Annotated in this window: 16 protein-coding genes; 3 read left to right on the top strand and 13 right to left on the bottom strand. The window is 65.8% G+C overall.

Annotated features, from left to right (window positions below):
- Positions 1 to 201: 201 nt before the first annotated feature.
- The 3 genes from XI03_RS15875 to XI03_RS15885 all read left to right on the top strand — a co-directional run bounded on the left by XI03_RS15875 (position 202) and on the right by XI03_RS15885 (position 4,677).
- Positions 202 to 1,941 (top strand): methyl-accepting chemotaxis protein, encoded by a 1,740-nt coding sequence (locus XI03_RS15875; RefSeq protein WP_271592622.1) that lies wholly within the window; start codon positions 202 to 204, stop codon positions 1,939 to 1,941.
- A gap of 333 nt (positions 1,942 to 2,274) precedes the next feature.
- Entirely contained in the window at positions 2,275 to 3,627 is a 1,353-nt protein-coding gene (locus XI03_RS15880; protein WP_271592623.1) for an epoxide hydrolase family protein, read from the top strand.
- A 141-nt stretch (positions 3,628 to 3,768) separates the two neighbouring features.
- Entirely contained in the window at positions 3,769 to 4,677 is a 909-nt protein-coding gene (locus XI03_RS15885) for a LysR family transcriptional regulator (RefSeq protein ID WP_271592624.1), read from the top strand.
- 93 nt (positions 4,678 to 4,770) lie between these two features.
- Here XI03_RS15885 and XI03_RS15890 read toward each other — a convergent pair whose 3' ends face one another.
- The 13 genes from XI03_RS15890 to XI03_RS15950 all read right to left on the bottom strand — a co-directional run bounded on the left by XI03_RS15890 (position 4,771) and on the right by XI03_RS15950 (position 22,424).
- Complete coding sequence (locus XI03_RS15890) at positions 4,771 to 5,733, bottom strand: alpha/beta fold hydrolase (protein WP_271592625.1); 963 nt, start codon at positions 5,731 to 5,733, stop codon at positions 4,771 to 4,773.
- 139 nt (positions 5,734 to 5,872) lie between these two features.
- Complete coding sequence (locus tag XI03_RS15895) at positions 5,873 to 7,087, bottom strand: acyl-CoA dehydrogenase family protein (protein WP_271592626.1); 1,215 nt, start codon at positions 7,085 to 7,087, stop codon at positions 5,873 to 5,875.
- Positions 7,088 to 7,269: 182 nt separating this feature from the next.
- Positions 7,270 to 8,481, bottom strand: coding sequence for an ABC transporter substrate-binding protein (locus XI03_RS15900; protein WP_152103287.1), 1,212 nt, complete (start codon positions 8,479 to 8,481; stop codon positions 7,270 to 7,272).
- A 112-nt stretch (positions 8,482 to 8,593) separates the two neighbouring features.
- A complete protein-coding gene (locus XI03_RS15905) occupies positions 8,594 to 9,169 on the bottom strand; it encodes an HdeD family acid-resistance protein (protein ID WP_026201537.1) in 576 nt (191 codons plus the stop codon).
- Positions 9,170 to 9,297: 128 nt separating this feature from the next.
- A complete protein-coding gene (locus XI03_RS15910) occupies positions 9,298 to 10,821 on the bottom strand; it encodes an FAD-dependent oxidoreductase (protein WP_271592627.1) in 1,524 nt (507 codons plus the stop codon).
- A 27-nt stretch (positions 10,822 to 10,848) separates the two neighbouring features.
- Entirely contained in the window at positions 10,849 to 11,475 is a 627-nt protein-coding gene (gene folE / locus XI03_RS15915) for a GTP cyclohydrolase I FolE (protein WP_028143232.1), read from the bottom strand.
- 136 nt (positions 11,476 to 11,611) lie between these two features.
- Positions 11,612 to 12,502, bottom strand: a complete 891-nt coding sequence (locus XI03_RS15920; protein WP_271592628.1) for an alpha/beta fold hydrolase — start codon at positions 12,500 to 12,502, stop codon at positions 11,612 to 11,614.
- Positions 12,503 to 12,607: 105 nt separating this feature from the next.
- Complete coding sequence (locus XI03_RS15925) at positions 12,608 to 13,435, bottom strand: hypothetical protein (RefSeq protein WP_028143234.1); 828 nt, start codon at positions 13,433 to 13,435, stop codon at positions 12,608 to 12,610.
- A gap of 215 nt (positions 13,436 to 13,650) precedes the next feature.
- Complete coding sequence (locus tag XI03_RS15930) at positions 13,651 to 14,529, bottom strand: transglutaminase family protein (RefSeq protein WP_271592629.1); 879 nt, start codon at positions 14,527 to 14,529, stop codon at positions 13,651 to 13,653.
- Positions 14,526 to 17,048, bottom strand: a complete 2,523-nt coding sequence (locus XI03_RS15935; RefSeq protein ID WP_271592630.1) for a circularly permuted type 2 ATP-grasp protein — start codon at positions 17,046 to 17,048, stop codon at positions 14,526 to 14,528. Before XI03_RS15935 ends, XI03_RS15930 begins: the two co-directional genes overlap by 4 nt.
- Positions 17,049 to 17,075: 27 nt before the next feature.
- Positions 17,076 to 20,345, bottom strand: coding sequence for a transglutaminase family protein (locus XI03_RS15940; RefSeq protein WP_271592631.1), 3,270 nt, complete (start codon positions 20,343 to 20,345; stop codon positions 17,076 to 17,078).
- Between the two features lie 278 nt (positions 20,346 to 20,623).
- Complete coding sequence (locus tag XI03_RS15945) at positions 20,624 to 21,928, bottom strand: methyl-accepting chemotaxis protein (RefSeq protein ID WP_271592632.1); 1,305 nt, start codon at positions 21,926 to 21,928, stop codon at positions 20,624 to 20,626.
- On the bottom strand, positions 21,906 to 22,424 hold the full coding sequence (locus XI03_RS15950; RefSeq protein ID WP_212251302.1) for a PAS domain-containing protein: 519 nt from the start codon (positions 22,422 to 22,424) through the stop codon (positions 21,906 to 21,908). The genes XI03_RS15945 and XI03_RS15950 overlap by 23 nt, the downstream gene beginning before the upstream one ends.
- Positions 22,425 to 22,528 lie beyond the last annotated feature (104 nt).

A 22,528-nucleotide genomic window follows, 5' to 3' on the forward strand; every position in this document is an offset into this window, starting at 1 on the left:
GCCGGTGGCCGACCTAAGACTATCCTGAAACTCTACCTTCGGATCAAGACGCTGAAATAACTTGCCTTTCCTACGACCAAGGACGGAGGCAGCCAACGGCCGTGTTAACGCCGCATCCATCTTCGTTCTGCATAGTTTTGCATCAAATTCGAACCACCCCGCTCACCGGCCGCTTCAGGCCATTCCGGGCCCCTGAACACCATGACATCAGACCGATCTGGGAATGCCGCCAAGCTGGCTGGCCGTTTCACGCTTGCCACCAAGCTCTATGCGATCTTCGCGCTGTTCGCGCTGCTGACGGCTGCGATCGCGATGCTGTCCGACTACAACAGCCGCCGCGGCGCCGACCTGACCAGCGCGATCGAGACGGCGAACGCCGCAGCTCTGAACGTCGAGCGCGTCAACTCGCTGGTCTATGCGGTCGTGATGGAATCGCGCGGCGTCTACATGTCGACCGAGCCCGCCGTGGTGAAGAAATACGGCGAGGGCCTGCTCAAGTTCAACGCCCAGATCCTCGACGTCGTGAAGCGCTGGGAGACCATCGTCAAAGCCGACGATGCCGAGCAGTTCGCCACCTTCAAGAAGCGCATCGAGCAGTTCGTCGAGTTCCGCAAGGAGTTGGTGCGCCGCGGCGTCGAGATCAATGCGGCCGCGGGCCGCGAATGGGGCGACAACGATGCCAACCGCACCGTGCGCTCGGCGCTGAACAAGGATCTCGAGGCGCTGTCCAAGGTCTATGCCGAGCGCGCCAAACAGATCGCGCGCGAGACGGAGACCAATCGCATCCTCTCCTTCGTCCTGACCTGCCTCGGCGGCGTGGCGCTGGCCCTGGTCGTGATCGGCATCGTCATCATCGCCCGCTCGGTCGCCCGGCCGCTCGCCGCGATCACCGCGACCATCAAGCAGGTCGCCGACGGCACCGAGGATGTCGTGGTGCCGCACTCCGACCGCGCCGACGAGATCGGCGCGCTGGCGCGCGCGATCCAGGTCTTCCAGGAGGCCATGGGCCGCAACCGCAACCTCGCCTCGCAGGTCTCGCAGGGCTCCGCCGCGCGCGAGGAGCGCGCGCGCCACATCGAACAGTCCGTCGAGGAGTTTCGCGGGGCGATCGGCGCGATCATGCGCGGCCTCAGCGACAACGCCTCGGTCATGCGCGAGACCGCGCAGACCATCACGCGCGTCACCGCGGATGCCTCTAGCCGCGCCGGCACGGCGGCCAATGCCACCGAGCAGGCCTCGCACAACGTCACGGCGGTGGCCGGCGCGGCCGAGGAGCTGTCGGCCTCGGTCGTCGAGATCGGCCGCCAGGTGCGGCAGAGCGCCGGCGCGGTCGAGCAGACCGGCCAGCGCACCGAGAAGTCGATCTCCGAGATCGAGAGCCTCGCCGCGGCGACGCAACGCATCGACGGCGTGCTCAATCTGATCCAGGCCATCGCCGAGCAGACCAATCTGCTGGCGCTGAACGCGACCATCGAGGCCGCGCGCGCCGGCGACGCCGGCCGCGGCTTTGCCGTGGTCGCTCATGAAGTGAAGACGCTCGCGGGCCAGACCGCCAAGGCCACCGCGGAGATCAGCGAGAACGTCTCGATGATCCAGGCCTCGACCCGCAACGCGGTCGATGCCGTGCGCGAGATCGGCGGCGCGGTGCGCGAGATCAACGAGGTCACCTCCGCGATCGCCGGCGCCATCGGCCAGCAGGACGCCGCCACGCGCGAGATCTCGTCCAACGCGCAAAGCGCGGCGCAGGGCAACGAGACGCTGGTCGCCAACATCACCTCGCTGCGCGACGCCATCGGCGAGACCGATACCGCCGCATCCTCGGTGTTGACGGCGGCGGGCAGCCTGACCGAGACCGCGGACACGCTGTCGCGCGAGGTGGAGAAGTTCTTCCAGAATTTGCGCGCGGGATCGGCGGACGGCCGCATCGCCAGAGCGGGATGATCAAGGCCGGATGATTGGCGCGTCCGCCGCTGCAGGGGCCGCGGCGAGCCTGCTCCAGACAAAAGTGCGAAAACAACCCCATGCACAGTAGACGGGGTCAGCACTATCAATGGCCTGGCGCGGCCTGCACGATGACTGCTGATTTTTCGAAGTCGTTCCCAAGCGGAAATGGACAGCGATGCTGAGCTTGTGCCCTTCGCCACGCCGGCGACGGCTCACAGCATCTAACAACGCCTAACGAGCTATCGGCCGGCCTCCACGCCATGTTGCAGAGCCAGACGAAGGAGTGTCCTGCCCCGCAGGGCGCCTCGCCTGAAGCCAGGAGGCACTCCGATGCCCATGTCATCCAATTTGCCATCCAATTCGTCATCCAAATCCGCAATCATCATCGACAGAGATCGACGCGCGCTTCTCGGCACCGCTGCGATTGGAATTGCAGCGGCGATCTCCGCGAGCGTGTTTTCCGTTCACGGCGCGCTGGCGGCCGACGAGAGCGTCATTCGCCCGTTCCGTATCGACATTCCCGAGCAGGATCTCGTCGAGCTCCGCCGTCGTGTGCTGGCGACACGCTGGCCCGACCGCGAGACCGTTTCCGATCAGTCGCAGGGCATCCCGCTGGCGAAGCTCCAGTCGCTCGTGCACTATTGGGGCACGGGCTACGACTGGCGGAAGATCGAAGCAAAGATGAACGCGCTTCCGCAATTCGTCACGACGATCGACGGGATCGACATTCATTTCATCCATGTCCGCTCCAGACATCCCAATGCGCTCCCTGTCGTGATCACCCATGGCTGGCCGGGATCGGTGTTCGAGCAGCTCAAGGTGATCGATCCGCTCACGGATCCAACGGCCCATGGCGGACGGCCTGAGGACGCGTTCGACGTGGTGATCCCCTCGATGCCCGGCTACGGATTCTCCGGCAAGCCGCGCGATACCGGCTGGGGCCCCGAGCACACCGCGCGCATCTGGGCAGACCTCATGAAGCGGCTGGGTTACACCCATTACGTCGCCCAGGGCGGCGATTGGGGTTCGCCCGTCTCCAGCGCGATGGCGCGGCTGGCGCCGGCAGGCTTGCTCGGCATTCACATCAACTTGCCGGCGATCGTCCCGCCCGACATCGCCGCGATCCTCGCCGCCGGCGGGCCTGCCCCGGCGGGACTGTCCGAGAAGGAACGCACCGCGTTCGAAGCATTCAGCGCGGCTGCCAGGATGGGCAACCGGTCGTATGCGGTGATGATGGGAACGAGGCCGCAGACGGTCGGCTACGGCTTGACGGATTCTCCCGCGGGGCTGGCGGCCTGGATGCTCGGTCATCCAGGGTTCTCGCATTGGAATTACGATGGCACCGACCCCGAGAAGTCCCGCGACGAGGTGCTGGACGACATCACGCTCTACTGGCTGACGAACAGCGCGGTTTCGTCGGCGCGACTTTACTGGGAATACAGCGGGCGCAGTCCCGCTCTCGCCGCCCCCGAGAAGACCGCGGAGATCTCGCTTCCCGTGGCCATCACCGTCTTTCCCGGCGAGAGCTATCAAGCCCCGGAGACCTGGGCCCGGCGCGCCTATCGCAACCTGACCTACTTCCATGAGGTCGACAAAGGCGGTCATTTTGCGGCCTGGGAGCAGCCTGAGCTTTTCTCCGCGGAGCTACGCGCCGCGTTCAAACCGCTTCGGCGCGCGAACTGACGCGCTCAGCGGCTCGACATGTCGATCAACGCGATTCCGCGAAAGCTTTTGCGGTTGCCAGATCGAGGCCGGAAGCCGGCGGCCGATTAGTCGATATAATTTGCTTGCATTCATCGATATGGGCCATGAATAGTGGCGGCCATGGCAAGCCAGGATTTCAACGATTTGCTGGCTTTCGTGGCCGTCGCCCGCGAGCGCAGCTTCACGAAGGCCGCAGCGAAACTGGGCGTGGTGCAATCGACGCTCAGCCATACGATCAAGCGCCTGGAATCGCAGATGGGGCTGCGGCTGCTCACGCGCACGACCCGAAGCGTCGGCCTGACCGAGGCGGGCGAGCGCCTTCAAAAATCAGTTGCGCCCCGCATCGAAGAGATCGAGCGCGATATCGCCGCGCTGATGTCGCTGCGTGACAAGCCGTCGGGCACGATCCGGATCACGCTCTCGGACCATGCGCTGGACACGGTCGTCTGGCCGAAGCTGTCGCCCGTCCTGAAGAAATACCCCGACCTCAAGGTCGAGTTCAGCCTCGACACGGCCTTCCGCAACATCGTCGAAGACGGCTTCGATGCGGGCATCCGCCTCGGCGAGAGCGTCGAGAAGGACATGATCGCGGTGCGCATCGGTCCGGACTGGCGGCTCGTCGCGGTCGCCTCGCCTGTCTATCTGGAGGAGCATCCGAAACCAAGACATCCGCAAGACCTGCTGAAGCACGTCTGCATCAAGCGGCGCGCGGCCGCCGGCGGCCATTACGTGTGGGAGTTCGCCAGGAACGGTCCCGACCTCCGGGTGCGCGTCGAGGGACAACTGACCTTCAACGATTCCCGGGCGATGATCGACGCCGCCGTCAAGGGTTTCGGCATCGCCTATGTCCCCGAGGACATGGTGACACGGCAGGTCCGGTCCGGCGAACTCGTCATCGTGCTCGACGACTGGTCGCCGAAATTCGACGGCTACTATATCTATTATCCGACCTCGCGGCAGAACTCGGCCGCATTCAAGGTGATCGTCGACGCGCTCCGCCATCACGAAGCGCGAGGAAGGCGCCGCTAGTTTGCCTCGGCGGCTTCATGCGCGGCGCGCTGGCGCCGCTGCCGCGTCGCTCAACGATTCGACTGGTATGACCGAGAGCCAATCAGATCGCCGTCATTTCCCGTCGAGGAAAGCCCGCACCTTGCTCACGGTCTGCGCCGGCTGCTCTTCCATGATCCAATGTCCGGAGCCGGTGACGATGCCGCCGTCAACCTTGGTGCCGACTTCGCGCATGATCGCGGCCTGCTGATCGCCAAAGGACTTTTCAGCGCCAAGGGCGAGGATCGGCATGTTCAACTTGGTGCCGGCAAAAACCTTGTTGTCCTTGGCGTCTTTCCCGAACGCTGCGAACTGCTCGAAGGCGTAATGCATGTTGCCTGGCCGGGCGTAGAGTTTCGCATAATGGTTGCGGGTCGCTTCGTCGATTGCCTTGGGGTCGGCCGACAGCTCATTGTAGAACCGGTCGAGATAGATGCGCTCGCGGCCCTTGACCAGGCGGTCGACGTCAGGGCCGCGGAAGTTGAAATGCCACAGCATGGGGCTTTTCAGGATTTCGTCCCAGGGCCCGATGCCGGGCAGCGGCGCGTCGATGACGACCCATTTGGTGATGCGGTCGGGATATTGCGCCGCGAGCGCATAGCCCACCATGTTGCCGATGTCGTGCGTCACCAGATCGGCTTTCTGGACGTTGAGCTTGTCCATGACCATGGCGATGTCGACGCCCTGGTTCTTCTTGTCGTAACCGGCTGCGGGTTGCGACGAAAGCCCCATACCGCGCAGGTCCGGAACGATCACGGTGTGGTCCTTGTAGAGTGCCTTGGCGAGCGGCGCCCACATGTCTCCGGTGTCGCCGAAGCCGTGCAGGAGCACGACCGCCGGTCCCTGTCCGCCAACGCGGACATGCAGGGTGACGCCGTTGACCGAGATGCGCTGGATTTTGAAATCCGCGGGAAAGGGCTCCACTGCGGCAAGCGCGGATGGGCCGCTGCAGATGATCAGGATCATCAAAATCGAGGCGAAGATTGCCGCGATGGATCGCGCGCCGGACGTCCGGCGGCTCGGGACGAAATTGCACATTGTTGACCTGCTCGCTCTTGTGCCGAGCGCAACAACGTCGGCAATGCACGCATTGAAGTGATCCCGTCATCCAAGCATACCATGCTACCTATGACCAGATACTTCCGCGCATTGGGCCAGTCCCGGAGAAACTGTCTGCCTATCCCATCACCCCGCCGCGCTTGATCAGCTCCTTGCCGACAGCAGCCAGATGCACCTGGTCCGGTCCGTCGCCGATGCGGATGAAGCGGGCGTAGACATAAGCACGCGCCAGGAACGTGTCCTGCGAGACGCCGGCGGCGCCGTGGATCTGGATGGCGCGGTCGATGACACGGGCGGCCATGCTGGGCACCACGATCTTGGCCGCCGCGATCAGGCCGCGCGCGGCCTTGTTGCCTTCGCGGTCCATCCTGTCGGCGGCTTGCAGCGTCAGGAGCCGCGCCTGCGCGATCTCGCAGAACGAGTTTGCGATGTCCTCGCGCACCGAGCCTTGCTCGGCGAGCGGCCTGCCGAAGGCCACGCGGGAGACGGCGCGCTGGCACATCAATTCGAGCGCACGCTGGGCGCAGCCGATCAGCCGCATGCAATGGTGGATGCGGCCGGGCCCGAGCCGCCCCTGCGCGATCTCGAAGCCGCGGCCCTCGCCGAGCAGCATGTTTTCCGCGGGCACGCGGACGTTCTCGTAGACGATCTCGGGGTGGCCGACCGGGGCGTCGTCATAACCATAGGTGAGCATGTCGCGGACGATGCGCACGCCCGGCGTGTTTCTGGGCACCAGGATCATGGATTGCTGGCGGTGACGGTCGGGATCGTCGGGCGCGGTCTTGCCCATCACGATCAGGATCTCGCAATCCTCGTTCATCGCGCCTGAGGTGAACCACTTCCGGCCGTTGATGACGTAGTCGTCCCCGTCGCGCGTGATGGCGCACTGGATATTGGTGGCATCGCTGGAGGCGACCTGCGGCTCGGTCATCGAGAAGCCGGAGCGGATGCGGCCCTCCAGCAGCGGCTTCAGCCAGCGCTCCTGCTGCGCCCTGGTGCCGTAGTTCGCGAGCACCTCCATGTTACCGACATCGGGCGCCGAGCAGTTGAAGACCTCGGGTGCCCAGAGGATGCGGCCCATGATCTCCTTCACCGGCGCATATTCGAGATTGGTCAGACCCGGTCCGTGCTCGCCCGACAGGAACAGATTCCAGAGCCCCTGCTCCCGCGCCAGCCGCTTCAGGTCCTGCAGGACGGCCGGCGTCCTGTAGCGCGCGGCCTCCGGCTTCACCTGCTCGTAATAGAGCTCCTCGACCGGCTCGACATGTGTCCGCATGAACTGCCGGACGCGCTCCTGGAGCTCCAGCGAACGGGCGGAGTGTTGAAAGTCCATTGGGTTCTCCTCTTCCCTTCTCCCCTTGTGGGAGAAGGTGGCGCGAAGCGCCGGATGAGGGGTTGTTTCAGCGAATGCCATTGTTAGAGGAGTGCGCGGAGATAGACCCCTCACCCGGCTTCGCTTCGCGAATCCACCCTCTCCCACAAGGGGAGAGGGTGCACCGTCTCTGCGGCTGCCCGTCAGGTCCCGCGCAACAGCTCACTCGCCACCACCCAGTCGTTGCCGTCGAACTGCAGCATGTAGCCGTCCTTGATCGGGCGGAAATCCTGCGGCGTGGTATTGAGCGTGATGCCGGGCATCAGCAGCGACAGCGGCACGCTCTTCAGGTTCGCCGCCTGCGCCATGATGTTCTCGCGCGTCAGATTGTCCTTGCACTGCTTCAGCAGCACCACCAATGCCTCGGCGACGGTGTAGCCGTAGAGGCCGGCGACGTTGTTGACGTCGGCATTGGGCAGGCGCTTCTTCATGAAGTCGATATAGGCCGTCATCGCCGGATCGTCCTTCGGCGTCTCGACGAACGGCTTGAGCGCGCCGAGCGAGAGCACGCCTTTGCCGGCCTCGAGGCCCGCAGGGACCATCACGGTCGCCTTGTTGGCGCAGCCGCTAGCGAGGAAGCGCGTCGGCTGCCAGCCGACCTCGTGGGCTTTCCTGATCGCCTGCGCGCAGGCGCGCGGCGTCACCGAATAGATCATGAAGACGTCGGCCTTGGTGTTCGCCAGCGTCAGCACCTGGGAATCGACGGTGGGGTCCGCGACCTCGAAGCTCGAGGCCATCGCGATCGCCTTGTCGGCGTCGGCGCCGAGCGCCTCCTTGACGCCGCGAAGATATTCCTTGCCGGCATCGTCGTTCTGGTAGAGCACGGCGAAGCGCGCGTTCGGGTTCTTGGCACGCGCATAGGCGACGTCGATCGCAGCCTCGCTGGTGTAGTTCGGCGCCCAGGGCAGCGCCATCGACCACGGCATGTTGGCCGGATCGTTCCATTTCGAGGCCGAGCTGATCAGAAACAGCTGCGGCACCTTGTTGCTGTTGAGATATTTTGCGATCGCCGAGCTCGGCGCCGTGCCCATGGTCGCGAAGATGAAGGCGACGCCGTCGCCTTCGACGAGCCGCCGCGCCGCCTCCATGGTCTTGGGCGGCGAGAACGCGTCGTCCAGCGAGATCAAATTGAGCTTGCGGCCGCCAACCCCGCCCTTCTCGTTGACCTCGTCGAAATAGGCCGCGATCACCTTGCCCGTGATGCTGAGCGGCGAGGCCGGCCCGCTATAGGGCATGGTGTTGCCGATCTTGATCTCGGTGTCGCTGACGCCCGGACCGTAGGATTTTTGCGCGGAGACGGATGTGGACAGGCAGGCGGCAGCGAGCGCTGCGGCCAGGGCCAAGGCGGCTTTCATGGTTTCTCCCCGGTGATCTCCGCGCGAGGCGGCCGCGCGGCGTGCTGCTTTTTGTCAGCGCGTCAGATCAGCGGAGTTCCGCAAGATGGTCTTGCGTCGAGTTGCTGATGGCTTAGCCGCGCCGCTTCAAGCTGAAGCCCAGGCTGATCCAGCCCGCTCCCGCCATGATCAGATCGATGCCGAGGAACAGGCCGAGGATATAGACGCTGTTCACCGGCCAGCGCGCGACGATCAGCAGGCCGAGCAGCAGCGTGATGACGGCCGACAGCGCCACCCAGACCCACGGGCTCTCGCGCTTCATGCTGAAGGCGAGAAACAGCCTGACGGCGCCCGAGGCGATCAGCGAGGCGCCGAGAAACAACGTCAGCAGGACCGCCGCGAACAGCGGATTCTCGAAGGTCAGGAAGCCCGCGATCACGTAGAGCACGCCGAGCAAGGCCCAGATCAGGAACTTGCCCCAGCTCTTCATCTGGAACGCGCCGATGATCTCGGTGACGCCCGCGACGATCATCATGGCGCCGACCACGATCACGCTCGCCACCGTCGCCATCACCATGCTGCCGAGCGCAATGAAGCCGGCGATGAGATAGACGACGCCGAGCGCGACGATCCAGCCCCATTTGGCATGCAGCGCCGCGATGCCGGAGCCGAGACTTGGGTGATGTGACGTGTCCGAAGCACTGGTCATGACGGCCACTCCTGCTTGCGTAGCCCGGGGGCGCGCGCCAGAATAGCACGCATCGTGCCGGGACGACAGCCAGCAGAGCACCCGTACCGGCAGTAACATTGACGCAAATCAAGATCGACTGCGGCGCGTCAGCCGCGCGACCGCTCCATCTCGAGCTCGGCCTTGAGGTTGTCGAGATCGCGGTAGATCGACGCAACCGCCAGCACGCGGCCGTCCTTGCGGTACTTCAAAAGGCAGTCCTTGCCTCCGATGCTGCCGTCGATCGCGACCTCGTCAAAGCTCTCGGCGTGGCCGACATAGTTGATCGGCACGTCGTAGTGTTGCGACCAGAAGAACGGCACCGCGTCGAAGCGCTCGCGCTTGCCGAGCATGTTGCGCGCCGCGGTCTGGCCCTGGCGTTCGGCAACGACCCAATGTTCGACGCGGATGGTTTGCCGGGAATGCGGATCGGGCCAGCGCGCGATGTCGCCGGCCGCGAAAATGCCGGCGACACTGGTCTCGAGATATTCGCTCACGCTGACACCGCGATCCGCCGCAAGCCCGGCGTGCTCGGCCAGCGCAAGGCGCGGCTTGACGCCGATGCCGACCACGACGAGGTCGGCTTCGATGACAGCTCCACTCTTCAGCGTGGCGCGGGTGCCGTCGAGCTTTTCGACTGTGTCCTTGAGATGAAAGATCACGCCGTTCTCTTCATGGAGCGACCGCACGAAGTCGCCCATCTCGGAGCCGAGCACCTTCTGCATCGGCCGCTCTTCCGGCGCGACCACGTGCACCTCGATCCTGCGTGCCCGCAAGGACGCCGCGACTTCGAGGCCGATGAAACTGGCGCCGATTACCAAAGCGCGCCTGGCACTCTCCGCGGCCTTGATGATGGCGCGGCTGTCGGCGACGGAGCGCAAGGTGTGGACATGCGGCTGGTCGGCGCCCGGGATCTGCAGTTTGACGGGCTCGGCGCCGGTCGCGAGCAGCAGCCGGTCGAACGGAAGCCTGTCACCATTGCCGAGCGTGACGTTGCGCGTCTTCGCATCGATGGCGGAGACGCCGGTGTTGAGTCTGAGATCGATGCCCGCGTCCTGATAATAGTCCTTACCCCGCAGCGGCAGCCAATCCTCCGGTGCGTTGCCCGCGAGGTAATCCTTGGAGAGGTTGGGCCGGTCGACCGGCATCGCGCCGTCATCGCTGAGCATGGTGATGGCGCCGGCAAAGCCCTCGCGCCGGAGCGTCTCGGCGGCCGCGAAGCCGGCTGCGCCGCCGCCGACGATGACGAATTTCTCCGGTGTCGGCGCGTTGCGATGAGCGGTCGACGGCTTTGGCGCCTCGCGCTTGCGCCGAACGATGATGTCGTCCCGATCGCGCGCGACCTCCCACACCGCCAGCGCGTTCAGGGCCGGCGGGCGGGTGGCTTCGCCCGTGCGCAAGGAGAAGCAGGCGTGATGCCAGGGGCAGCGGATGGTGTCTCCCACCACCAGGCCCTCGGCGAGCGGCCCGTGGTAATGGCTGCAGGCCGGCTCGATCGCAAAGATCTCGCTGCCGGCCTGCACCAGCAGGACGTCCTCCTCGCCGACATGACCGAGCAGTTTGCCATCCCTGAACGCGGTCAGCGACACGCCTTTGCTCAGGTCGGGTCCGCTCGGCTTGTTGTCCTCGGTCATGGCGCCGTCTCCTTGAGCAGCCGCGGGTCAATCGTCCGAATTGGCGAGCCCCAACAGTTCCTGGCGCGTCAGCGCATTGTCGCGGAATACGCCCAGCATGCGGCTGGTGACGAGATCGGTCCCGGGCTTGTGCGCGCCGCGCGTCGTCATGCAGTGATGCGTCGCCTTGATGATGACGCCGACGCCTTCAGGCTTGAGCACGTCGTTGATGGTATTGGCGATCTGCGCGGTCATCTTCTCCTGGATCTGGAGGCGCTTCGCGTAGATGTCCACCACGCGCGCAAGCTTGCTGATGCCGACGACACGGCCCTGCGGGATATAGGCGACCCAGGCGCGGCCGACGATCGGCGCTATGTGGTGCTCGCAATGGCTCTCGAAGCGAACGCCGCGCAGCACGATCATCTCGTCATAGCCTTCGATCTCCTCGAAGGTCTTTTGCAGGATTTCCGTCGGATCCTGCGCATAGCCGGAAAAATACTCTTCGAAGGCACGTGCGACCCGGTCCGGCGTGTCACGCAGACCGTCGCGCGCGGGATCGTCACCGGCCCAACGGATCATGGTTCGGATCGCCTGCTCGACCTCCGGCCTGTCAGGCCGTTCGACCGGCGCCTGCGCCACCGCGACACGTTCCAGCTTGCGCACTTGTGACTTCATCGAGATCCTCCCCTGCAACGCACCGCATACAGAAGCGGCTCCTCAGCTTGGACGGCTGCAATCGCAAAAGGTTCCCAGGATCAGGAAAAATCGGAGGGATGGCAGACAAGCCGGCCGGCCGGACGAGAAAGGGCCTTTATGAGGCCGCTTTCCGGACCTCGACCACCGCCTGTGCCCATTCGGCCGGCCGCTCCTGCGGCAGGTTGTGGCCGGCATCGGCGAAGACACGCCGCTCGAATGGGCCCTCGAACTTGCGCGCGTGATGGGCGGTGCCGGGATTGACGCCGTCGCTGTCGCCGTCGATCGCGATGGTCGGGACGCGGATCGGCGGTTGGCCCGCGAGCTTCGCCTCGCTCGCGGCATAGGCGGGGTCGCTCGCGACCAGCGCGTAGCGGTGGCGGTAGGAGTGGATCACGACATCGACGAAGTCAGGATTGTCGAACGACACCGCGCTCCGTTCGAACGTCGTGTCGTCGAACGCCCATTTCGGCGACCACATCGCCCAGAGCTGGCGGGCAAAGCCACGCCGGTTGCGCTCCAGCGCGCGGCGGCCGCGCTCGTTGTGGAAGAGATATTGATACCAGAGTGCCGCCTCTTCCGGCGGCGAGGCCGGCTCCATGGCGCGGGCGATGTTCTGGATGTTGTAGGAGTTGCCGGAGACGAGGCCGACCACGCGCTCCGGATAGAGCGCAGAGACCACGCAGGCCGCGCGCCCGCCCCAGTCATAGCCGCCGACGACGGCACGCTTGATGCCGAGCGCGTCCATGAAGGCCAGCAGATCCGCGCCGAGCGCCGCCTGCTCGCCGGAGCGCGGCGTGTCCGCGAAGCGAAACCGCGTCGGCCCGTAGCCACGCAACCAGGGCACCAGCACCCGCGCGCCGGCTTCGGCAATGATCGGCGCGGTCTCGGCATAGGCGTTCACGTCATAGGGAAAGCCGTGGCCCATGATGCAGGGCCAGCCGTCGGGCGCACCGTATTCGCGATAGGCGATGTCGAGGATGTCCGTGGTGACGGTTTTTTGTTGCATGATTTGCTCACGGAGTTGTGCGGTCGTAGGCCGGATGAGCGAAGTGATATCCGGAATCTGGCGCGGCCGGCCACGGATGTCGCTACGCTTATCCGGGCTATAGGGCTATCTCTGCGGGCCTGATAGCGAGATGTCGCGCTCGGCGCGGAAGACATTGCTGTAGAGGTTGGCGATCCATTGTCGGCCGATCTCGGTCTTGTTGAGGTAACCGATCTCGGTCTGGATGTGCGGTGCGACGCTGTTCCAATAGAATTGTGGATAGCGGTTCACGATGTCGGCCGGTGAATCGTAGCCGAGCTGGCGATTGATGCCGACTTCCTCGAACTCGTAATAGAGCGCGTTGGCCTTGCGCAGATAGTTGGGATCGCCGAGCTGGCCGATGAAATCGGCGGCGCGCAGGATCGAGGCATCGACGTCATACTCATGGCCCTCCTGGGCCGGAAAGCGCGTTCCCTCGATAGCGCGGGCGATGCGTTCAGGATCGAGACCGGGAATGTGCTGCAGCCGCCGCGAGACATAGAGCTTCGAGCGGTCGACGTGATACATCATCAAGCTGGCGTCGGAGGCACCACGCGGCAACGAGATCTTGGTGTCGGCGGCATCGATGACGAAGCCGTCGATGTCATCCTCCTCAAACAGCCCGCGGACATAGCCGATATCGTGGGCGAGGCAGGCGATCAGGACATGGACGTAGTCCTCGGCCGTCAGGTGGGTATGGAGATTTCGGCCACTGAGGATCGAATGGCCCGCCAGCGTCACCAGCATCGTATGTTCGATATTATGGTAAAGGGCATCGCTGTTACCGATGCATTCCATCGCGGTGCGGGTTGCGCTCTCGACCATGCTTGCAGCGGTCTCGCCGTACCGACGCCGCATAAACGTACCCAGCAGTTTCTCCAGGGATTCAGCCGCCAGTCTCGGCAACGTCATCATGGATGCAGCCCCGCGTGTCGGTGGTGTCCCATGTCAGCTCCCGAAGTCTCGTTCTTGTCCTCGACGCAACGACCCAGCATAGCCCATCTTGGGCCGAGTGACCAAACCCCCGGGAACGCGATTACGGAAATATGTTACCGTTGTGCTATGCAAGATCGCGGTTGCGGTGAAGGCACGGCACACCCCGGCGGCGAGCCCGGCCGACGAGGCCGCGTTTATTCCACCATCACCACGTCCACGGCGACGCCGAGCTTCTGCTTCGGCGAGCCGACGATGATGCCGTCGACCGGCGAGACGTCCGAAAAGTCGCGCCCGACCGCAAGCACGATATGGTCGTTGGCAATCAGCAGATCGTTGGTCGGGTCGAAATCGATCCAGCCAAGCTCCGCCCCGCACCACAGCGACACCCAGGCATGGGTGGCATCGGCGCCTTGCAGGCGGGCCTGGCCCGGCGGCGGAATGGTGCGTAGGTAGCCGCTGACATAGGCCGCCGGCAGACCGAGCCCGCGCAGCCCTGCGATCATCACATGGGCAAAGTCCTGGCAGACGCCGTGTCGCTTGTCGAAGACCTCGTTCAGCGGCGTCGAGATCACCGTCGCCTTGGGGTCGTAGCGAAACTCGGTGCGGATGCGATGCATGAGATCGACCGCGCCCTCGAGGATGCCCGCGCCCGGCGCAAAGCTCATCCCCGCATAGGCGCTGACCGGACGCAGCACCGGCACCAGCGGGCTCGCGAAGACATAGCCGACCGGCGAGGACGGCCCGAGGCTGGTCGCCTCGAAGGCGATGTCGCGGATGCTCTCCCAGCTCGGGCTGCCCGCATCGCGCGTCGGCGGCTTACGTGACACGGAGACACGCGAACGCGAGTCGATCCGCAAATTGCGATGCGCCGCTTCGATCACCACACTCTCCGTCAGAGTGCCGAAGAAATCGCGCCGGACGTGGCGCTCGGCGGGACGCGGGCGGATATCGACCTTGTGCGAGATCAGCTCCTGGCCGCCGCCGCTCCTCGGCTCCAGCCGCAGCGTGCAGCGGGCGAAGCTGACCGGATTCTCGTACTCGTAGGTGGTGACGTGACGGATGTCGTAGATCACGCCAGCCCCGTCAGCTTTTCCGGCCGGGCGGCATTGGGGCCGTGCGGGAAGTAGTGCTGACCGATCGCCTCGGCGAGGCTGAGCAGGTCCTGCTCCAGCGCGAACAGCGTCTTGACCTCGAGCTTCTCGGCCTCCGCGGTCGCCAGCATCGCCTGCATCGCCACCGCAAGGCGCTGCGGCTTCTCGATCAGGCCGTGCTCCTTCAGGCTCGGCAGCGCGGCGATGTGCTCGTTCAGCGTCGTCACCTGGAACGCCACCGAACGTGGATTGTAGCCGTCGAGCACGGCAAGGTCGCGCACCGGCGCCAGGATCGGCGCCAGCAGATAGCGCGAGCGATAGGTGATCTGGCAATCCACCAGCGTCAGCAGGATGTCGAGATCCTCATCGCCGGCCTCGTCATAGGCAAACTGGCGGGTGAAGCGCGTGGTGTTGATGGCGCGCTCGGTGCGACGGCCGATGTCGAGAAAGCGCCAGCCGGCGGCGCGGTTCATGTTCTCCTGCGCCAGCCCTGCGAGGCTCGCGAGTTCCTGCAAGGTCAGCTCGGCCGCGCTCAGCACGCCGTCGTCGCCCTCGACCTGGTAGGCCAGGCGCTCGGCCATCTCGGTGATGACCTGCCAGGCATCGGGCGACAGCCGCTCGCGCAAGGAGGTCGCCGTGCGCTGCGCCGCGCGCACCAGCGACAGCGCCGAGCCGAAACGTTCCGCGCTCTGCAACGCTTCGGCGGTGATCCGCCCGGGCGCGGCGCGCGAGGTCTGCGAGATCGCGCCCCAGGCCACCAGCAGGCGCTGGATGCGTTCACCAGATTGCAGCGAGGCCGCGGTGCCCTTGTTGGGCCCGCTCGGCGAGCCCAAAGCGCGCACCAGCCGCAGCGTCGCCTCGGCGCGTTCGAGATAGCGGCCGAGCCAGAACAGATTGTCGGCGGCGCGGCTCGGCAGCACGCCGGCGATGCGGCGGATGCGGACCTTGTCGGTCGCCGGCAGCAGCGTCGCAGTCGAGACCTGCTTGTCGGAGACCACCCAGACGTCGGCCGCGCGCGCGCCGTCGCCCATCGACACCGCGCGCGCATCCGCCTGCTCGGCGATGCGGCAGAAGCCGCCGGGCATGATGGCCCAGCCGTCGGGCGTCGCCGCCGCGAACACGCGCAGCACGAAGGGCCGCGGCGTGATCTGGCCCTGCTCCCACACCGGCATGGTCGACAGCCGCACCACCTCCTGGCCGACATAATCCATGCCGCGCGCGGCGATGGCGTCGATCAGGCGCTGGCGGCCGCTCGCATCCAGCTCGCTCGCGAGCACCGGTCCCGCGCTGTCGAAACCGGGCACGCCGCGCCGATAGGCGCCTTCGATCGCGACCTCGTCGAGCCGCGACAGCACCTCCTCGCGCGCGCTGCGCTGGCCGCACCACCAGGTCGCGATGTGCGGCATCTTCAGCTCTTCGCCGAGCAGGCGGCGGCTGAGCGCCGGCAGGAAGCCGAGCAGCGCCCGCGCCTCCAGCACGCCCGAGCCCGGCATGTTGGCGACGACGACGCCGTCCTTGCGCAGCACGTCGATCAGGCCGGGCACGCCGAGATGCGAGGAGGCGTCGAGCTCGAGCGGATCGAGCGAATTGGAATCGACCCGGCGCAAGAGCACGTCGAGCCGCTTCAGCCCGGCGACGGTGCGGATGTGGACGCGGTTGTCGCTGACCGCGAGATCGTCGCCCTCGACCAAGAGGAAGCCGAGATAGCGCGCCAGCGTCGCATGCTCGAAATAGGTCTCGCTGAAGCTGCCGGGGGTGAGCACGCCGATCCGGGGCTCGTCGCGGTCGGCGCGCGCACGAAGACTGTCGCGGAACGCCTCGAAGAACGGCGCGACGCGCGGCACATTCATCGACTTGTAGAGGTCGGAGAAGGCGCGCGAGAGCACCAGACGGTTCTCCAGCGCGTAGCCCGCCCCCGACGGCGCCTGGGTGCGGTCGCCGAGCACCCACCAGCGGCCGTCGGGGCCGCGGCCGACGTCGGCGGCATAGATCGACAGATAGCGCCCGCCCGGCGGCGGCACGCCGCAGACGGGGCGGAGATATTCGGGACTGCCGGCAATCGCGGCCGCCGGCAGTGCGCCTTCCGCGACCAGCCGGCCCTCGCCATAGATGTCGCGCAGCACCAGTTCGAGCAGCTCGGCGCGCTGGGTGATGCCGGCGCAAAGCTGCTGCCAGTCGGCCTCGTCGATCAGGAGCGGCAGATGGCTGATCGACCACGGCCGGTCGGCGCTGTCGCCGGGCGCACGGTAGGTGACGCCGGCCTCGCGCAGATGGCGGTCGGCCATGCCGAAGCGACGCTCGATCTCGTCGGGCGCGAGCGCGCCGAAGGCATCGAAGAAGCGGCTCCAGACCGCACGCGGGGCGCCGTCGGGGCCCAGGAACTCGTCGGGGATGCCAGGCAAGCGGCGATAGTCGCGGACCCATTGGGCAAAGCGGCGCTGGCCTTCACGCTGGCCTTGCGCCCTACCCGCCTTGTCCTGCTCGGCTGCGCCCTCGCTCATGCGCCTCTCCCTGCCCCACCATCATACTCATTGCAGGAGCGGGGTCCGCAAGTCGAGGGTCAGCGGAAACTCATTTGTGCGTTCCTCGGGCGGCGGCTGGACCGGCCCCGGCGTATGGCCGTGGTCCTGGAAACGCGCCAGCCGCCGCGCCTCGGCCTCGTAGGTGTTGACCGGCTTGGTGTCATAGCTGCGGCCGCCGGGATGGGCGACGTGGTAGACGCAGCCGCCGAGCGAGCGGCCGTTCCAGGTATCAATGAGATCAAAGGTCAGGGGCGCATGCACCGGAATGGTCGGGTGCAGGCCGGAGGCCGGCTGCCACGCCTTGAAGCGGACCCCGGCCACGGCCTCGGAGGAGCGGCCGGTCGAGGTCATCGGCAGGCGGCGGCCGTTGCAGGTGACGATGTGGCGGCCCTCGACGAACCCTTCCGCCTTGACCTGAAGCCGCTCGACCGATGAATCGACATAGCGCACGGTGCCGCCGGCCGAGCCCTCCTCGCCCAGCACGTGCCAGGGCTCCAGCGCCTGACGCAGCTCCAGCGTCACGCCGCCATGATGGACGCGGCCGAACGCGGGGAAGCGGAATTCGAGCTGGGCCAGATACCATTCCGGCTCGAACGGGTAGCCGAACTGCTTCAGCTCAGTGAGAACGTCGAGAAAATCCTCCCAGATGAAATGCGGCAGCATGAAGCGGTCATGCAGCGCCGTGCCCCAGCGCACGAACTTGCCGGCCTGCGGCTCGCGCCACATCTTCGCGATCAGCGCGCGGATCAAGAGCTGCTGCGCCAGCGACATGCGCGGATCGGGCGGCATCTCGAGCGCGCGGAATTCGACGAGGCCGAGCCGGCCGGTCGAGCCCTCCGGCGAATAGAGCTTGTCGATGCAGATCTCGGCGCGATGGGTGTTGCCGGTGATGTCGACGAGCAGATGCCGGAACAGCCGGTCGACCAGCCATAGCGGCGTCTGGGTGCCCGGTGGCGGCACCTGCGAGAGCGCGATCTCGAGTTCGTAGATGCTGTCGTGGCGGGCTTCGTCGATGCGCGGCGCCTGGCTGGTCGGGCCGATGAACAGGCCGGAGAAGAAATAGGACAGCGACGGATGCCGCTGCCAGTGCAAGACCAGACTCTTGAGCAGATCAGGCCGGCGCAGGAACGGCGAGTCCTGCGGCGAGGAGCCGCCGACCACGACGTGGTTGCCCCCGCCGGTGCCGGTGTGGCGGCCGTCCACCAGGAAGCGGTTGGCGCCGAGGCGAATCTTGGCGGCATCCTCATAGAGCCCGACGGTGATGTCGACCGCCTCACGCCAATTCCTTGCCGGCTGGACGTTGACCTCGATCACGCCGGGATCGGGCGTCACCTTGATGACCTCGACGCGCGGATCGAAGGGCGGCGGATAGCCCTCGACATGGACCTGGAGCTGCATCTCTTCCGCCGTGGCTTCGAGCGCCGCGATCAGCTCGAGATAGTCTTCGATCCGCTCGACCGGCGGCATGAAGGCGCAGAGCACGCCGTCGCGGACTTCGATCGACAGCGCAGTACGCACCGGAACAGACGTGTTGAGATGCTCGGGCTCGACCCGCGGCGGCGATTCCGGGCGCGCCGGAAGGCTGAACACCGGCAGCTTGCCGCGCGCCTCCATCGGATCCCGCTCGATAATGTAGGGATATTGATTGGGCGGGACGTAGCCGAGCGAGCCGAGCGGCAAGCGCAGGCCGAGAGGCGAATCGCCGGGCATCAGGAACAGATGATTGCGCCGGAGAGCCCAACGCTCGCTGCGCCAGCGCGGCGGCGCGTTCCAGCGCTGCACCGGCAGCACGAAGCCGCGCGGCGTGTTGAGGCCCTGCTCGAACACGCGCGCCATCCGCGCGCGCGCTTCCGGATCGGACAATTTGGAGTCGGACGGATCGACGTTGACGGGCAACTCGGCTTCCTTCTGGAGCCAGTAGGCAGTGTCCTCGTAAGCCGGGATGATGTAGCCGGGATCGAGCCCGAGCCGTGCCACCGTACCCTCCATGAAGGCCTCAGCATCCTTCGTCTCGGCGCGCCGCGGATTCCCGATCCTGGCGATCAGGTCGGCATTCTTCCAGATCGGCACCCCGTCCTTGCGCCAGTACAGGCCAAACGCCCAGCGCGGCAGGCTCTCGCCCGGATACCATTTGCCCTGGCCGTAATGCAGAAGGCCGCCGGACGCGAAGCGCGTGCGCAGGCGGCGGATCAGATCGTCGCCCAGCGCGCGCTTGGTCGGGCCGACGGCCTCCGTGTTCCACTCGGCAGCTTCGAGATCGTCGACCGAGACGAAGGTGGGCTCGCCCCCCATGGTGAGCCGCACGTCCTGCGCGGCGAGATCGCCGTCGACCTGCTCGCCGAGATCGTTGAGCCGCGCCCAGGATTCGTCGGAGAAAGGCTTGGTGATGCGCGGCGCCTCGCGAATGCGGCGCACGCTCATGTCGAAGGCGAACTCGACCTCGGCAAAGCCGGCGCTGCCGGAAATCGGCGCAGCCGAGCGGTAATGCGGCGTGGCGGCGACCGGGATGTGGCCCTCGCCCGCGAGCATGCCGGAGGTCGCGTCGAAACCGATCCAGCCGGCGCCGGGCAGATAGACCTCGGCCCAGGCGTGCAGGTCGGTGAAGTCGTTCTCCACTTCCGGCGGTCCCTCGATCGGATCGATGTCCGGGCGGATCTGGATGAGGTAGCCGGAGACGAACCGCGCCGCGAGCCCGAGATGCCGGAAGGTCTGGATCAGGAGCCAGGCGGAGTCGCGGCAGGATCCGGCGCCCGAGGCGAGTGTCTCCTCCGGCGTCTGCACGCCCGGCTCCATGCGGATGATGTAGCGGACCTTCTTCTGAAGTTCGCGATTGAGCTCAACCAGGAAGTTGACGGTGTTCGGAGCGTCCTGCGGGATCGAATCGAGATATTTCGCAAACAGGCGATCGGGCTTGATGGTCTCCAGATAAGGCGCCAGCTCGGTCTTGAGATCGTTCGGATAATGAAACGGAAAGCTGTCGGCATAGGGCTCGACGAAGAAGTCGAACGGGTTGACCACGGTCATCTGCGCCGTGAAGTCGACCTCGATCTTCAATTCGGTCGTCTTCTCCGGGAAGACATAGCGGGCGAGCCAGTTGCCTTGCGGATCCTGCTGCCAGTTCACGAAATGGTTGGCTGGCGTGACCTTGAGCGAATAGCTCATGATCGGCGTGCGCGTATGCGGCGCCGGCCGCAGGCGGATGGTCTGCGGGCCGACGTCGATCGGGCGATCGTATTTGTAGTGCGTGACGTGGTGTAATGCGACGTAGATCGACACGGGGTGCGATGCTCCAGCAGCTTTTTTGAGCAGAACACCTGATGTCAGCGCGATCAAGCACTAACAACGGGCAGAGCGTGCCTAGGAAGTATCCCGTCAGCCCGGCGGGCGAACTACGATGTCGGAGTTTGGCGCTCTGAACCTTCCGCGGCGTCATGGCCGGGCTTGTCCCGGCCATCCACGCCCTTCGCTGCAGTATCAAAGAACGTGGATGCCCGGGACAAGCCCGGGCATGACGACCTCTTGTGGGGCCACGCAATTACCCTCTTCGCGCGGCCCTACGCCGCCGACGTCAGCCGCTGCAAAAACTGCGTCACCTCGCGCCGGAGCGTCTCGACTTCGCCGTGGACGCGTTCGGAGGCGCTGTTGACGCGGCTGGCGACGCGCCCCGTATCGGCGGCGGCTTCGCTGATGCCTGACACGTTGGAGGACACTTGCGAGGTGCCGACTGATGCTTCCTGGACGTTGCGGGCGATCTCGCGGGTCGCGGTGCCCTGCTCCTCGATCGAGGCGGCGATGCTTGCGGTGATACCGTCGATCTCTGCGATGGTCTGCGCAATCGCCTCGACGGCTGCGACCGAGTTGGTGGTCGATTGCTGCATCTCGCCGACCTTGGCGCTGATCTCCTCGGTGGCCTTCGCGGTCTGGTTGGCGAGGCTCTTGACCTCGGAGGCCACGACGGCGAAGCCGCGGCCGGCCTCGCCTGCCCGCGCCGCCTCGATCGTGGCGTTGAGCGCCAGCAAATTGGTCTGCTCGGCAATTTCGCTAATCAGCTTGACGACGTCGCCGATCCGCAGCGCGGCATCCGCGAGGCTGCGAATCTCGCTGCCGGCACGATTGGCTTCATCAACGGCGCGCCCGGTGCTCGTGGTCGAGCCGGCCACCTGGCGGCTGATCTCGGCGATCGAAGATGCGAGCTGTTCCGCGGCGCTCGCCACCGTCGCAACGTTGTTCGACGCCTGATCGGACGCACTGCGCATGCCGGAGGTCTGACGGTTCGTCGTCTCCGCCGCCGCCGCCATCTGGCCGGCATCGGATTCGAGGTCGGTTGCGGCGCTCATCAGGCTGCCCGCGACTTCGTCGAGATGCGTGCCGAACTGCTTTGCGAGGCCGGCGATCTCGACCACGCGGCGACCAAGGCTGTCGGTGCCGGCATTGATGACGGTGGCCGAGCGGCGGAACGAGCCGGGCAATCCGCGCGCGAGGATCTTGCGGAAATACTTGCCGCGGCTGGCATAGTCCATCGATGCCGAAGCCTCGCGGACGAAGGCGTCGGCGATGTCGAGCATGTCGTTGACCGACTTCTGGATGGCGCCGATCCGGCCGGCCTGGCGCTCGCTCAGGATCCGCGCTTCGAGATCGCCGCGCGCCGCCTTGCGGCAGACATCGGCGACCTCATCGACGGCCACCGCCGTGCGATGCTGACACCAGAGCGCGTAGCCGAGCAGCAGGACCGCCGCGCCGAGCGGCGCTGCACTGATGATTCCGGTCCAGCCGAGCAGCGAGAGGACGAACGCGATGCTGGCGAGAAGGCACGCGACTGCGGTCGCTCCCTGCGCCTTAGAGAGAGAGCACAAATTCATCGTAACCGACACCGTTTTGCTTGAGCAGACCGACCATCATTTCGAAGCTCGCACGCATGCCGTCCTTGGCATTGGCGTGGCGCGCCTCTTCCGCGCAGAGCGCCTTGTAGATCGGTTTGATTTTCTCGACCGGCGCCGGATCGGGCCTGCGTCGATTGGAATGATAGCCGATGATGTTGCCGTGATCGTCGAGCGTCGGGGTGACATGGGCGAACACCCAATAGTGGCTGCCATCTCCCGCGAGATTGACGACGTAGGCGAAGATTTCCTGCTTGGCCTGGAGCGTATCCCACAGCAGCTTGAAGACGCAGCGCGGCATGTCGGGATGGCGGATCAGGCTGTGGGGCGCGCCCATCAGCTGCTTCCAGGGGTATTTCGCCATGCGGAGAAAGACGTCATTGGCGTAGGTGATGCGGCCTTTGAGATCGGTCTTCGATACAATCAGCTCCTCCTCACCGAGGAGATTTTCCACCCCCGTGGGACGTATCGCTTGCATCGGTTCGATCCTTAAAGGCCGGCCCACCACGCTGTGGAGCCGCATCGCCCCCTGTCTACGGCAACAGTGTTAATCAGGTGTAAGCCGCGGATCCCCAGCGAAGA

Origin of the sequence: Bradyrhizobium sp. CCBAU 65884 (assembly GCF_028128835.1) — a bacterium.
Taxonomy (GTDB): Bacteria; Pseudomonadota; Alphaproteobacteria; order Rhizobiales; family Xanthobacteraceae; genus Bradyrhizobium; species Bradyrhizobium ottawaense.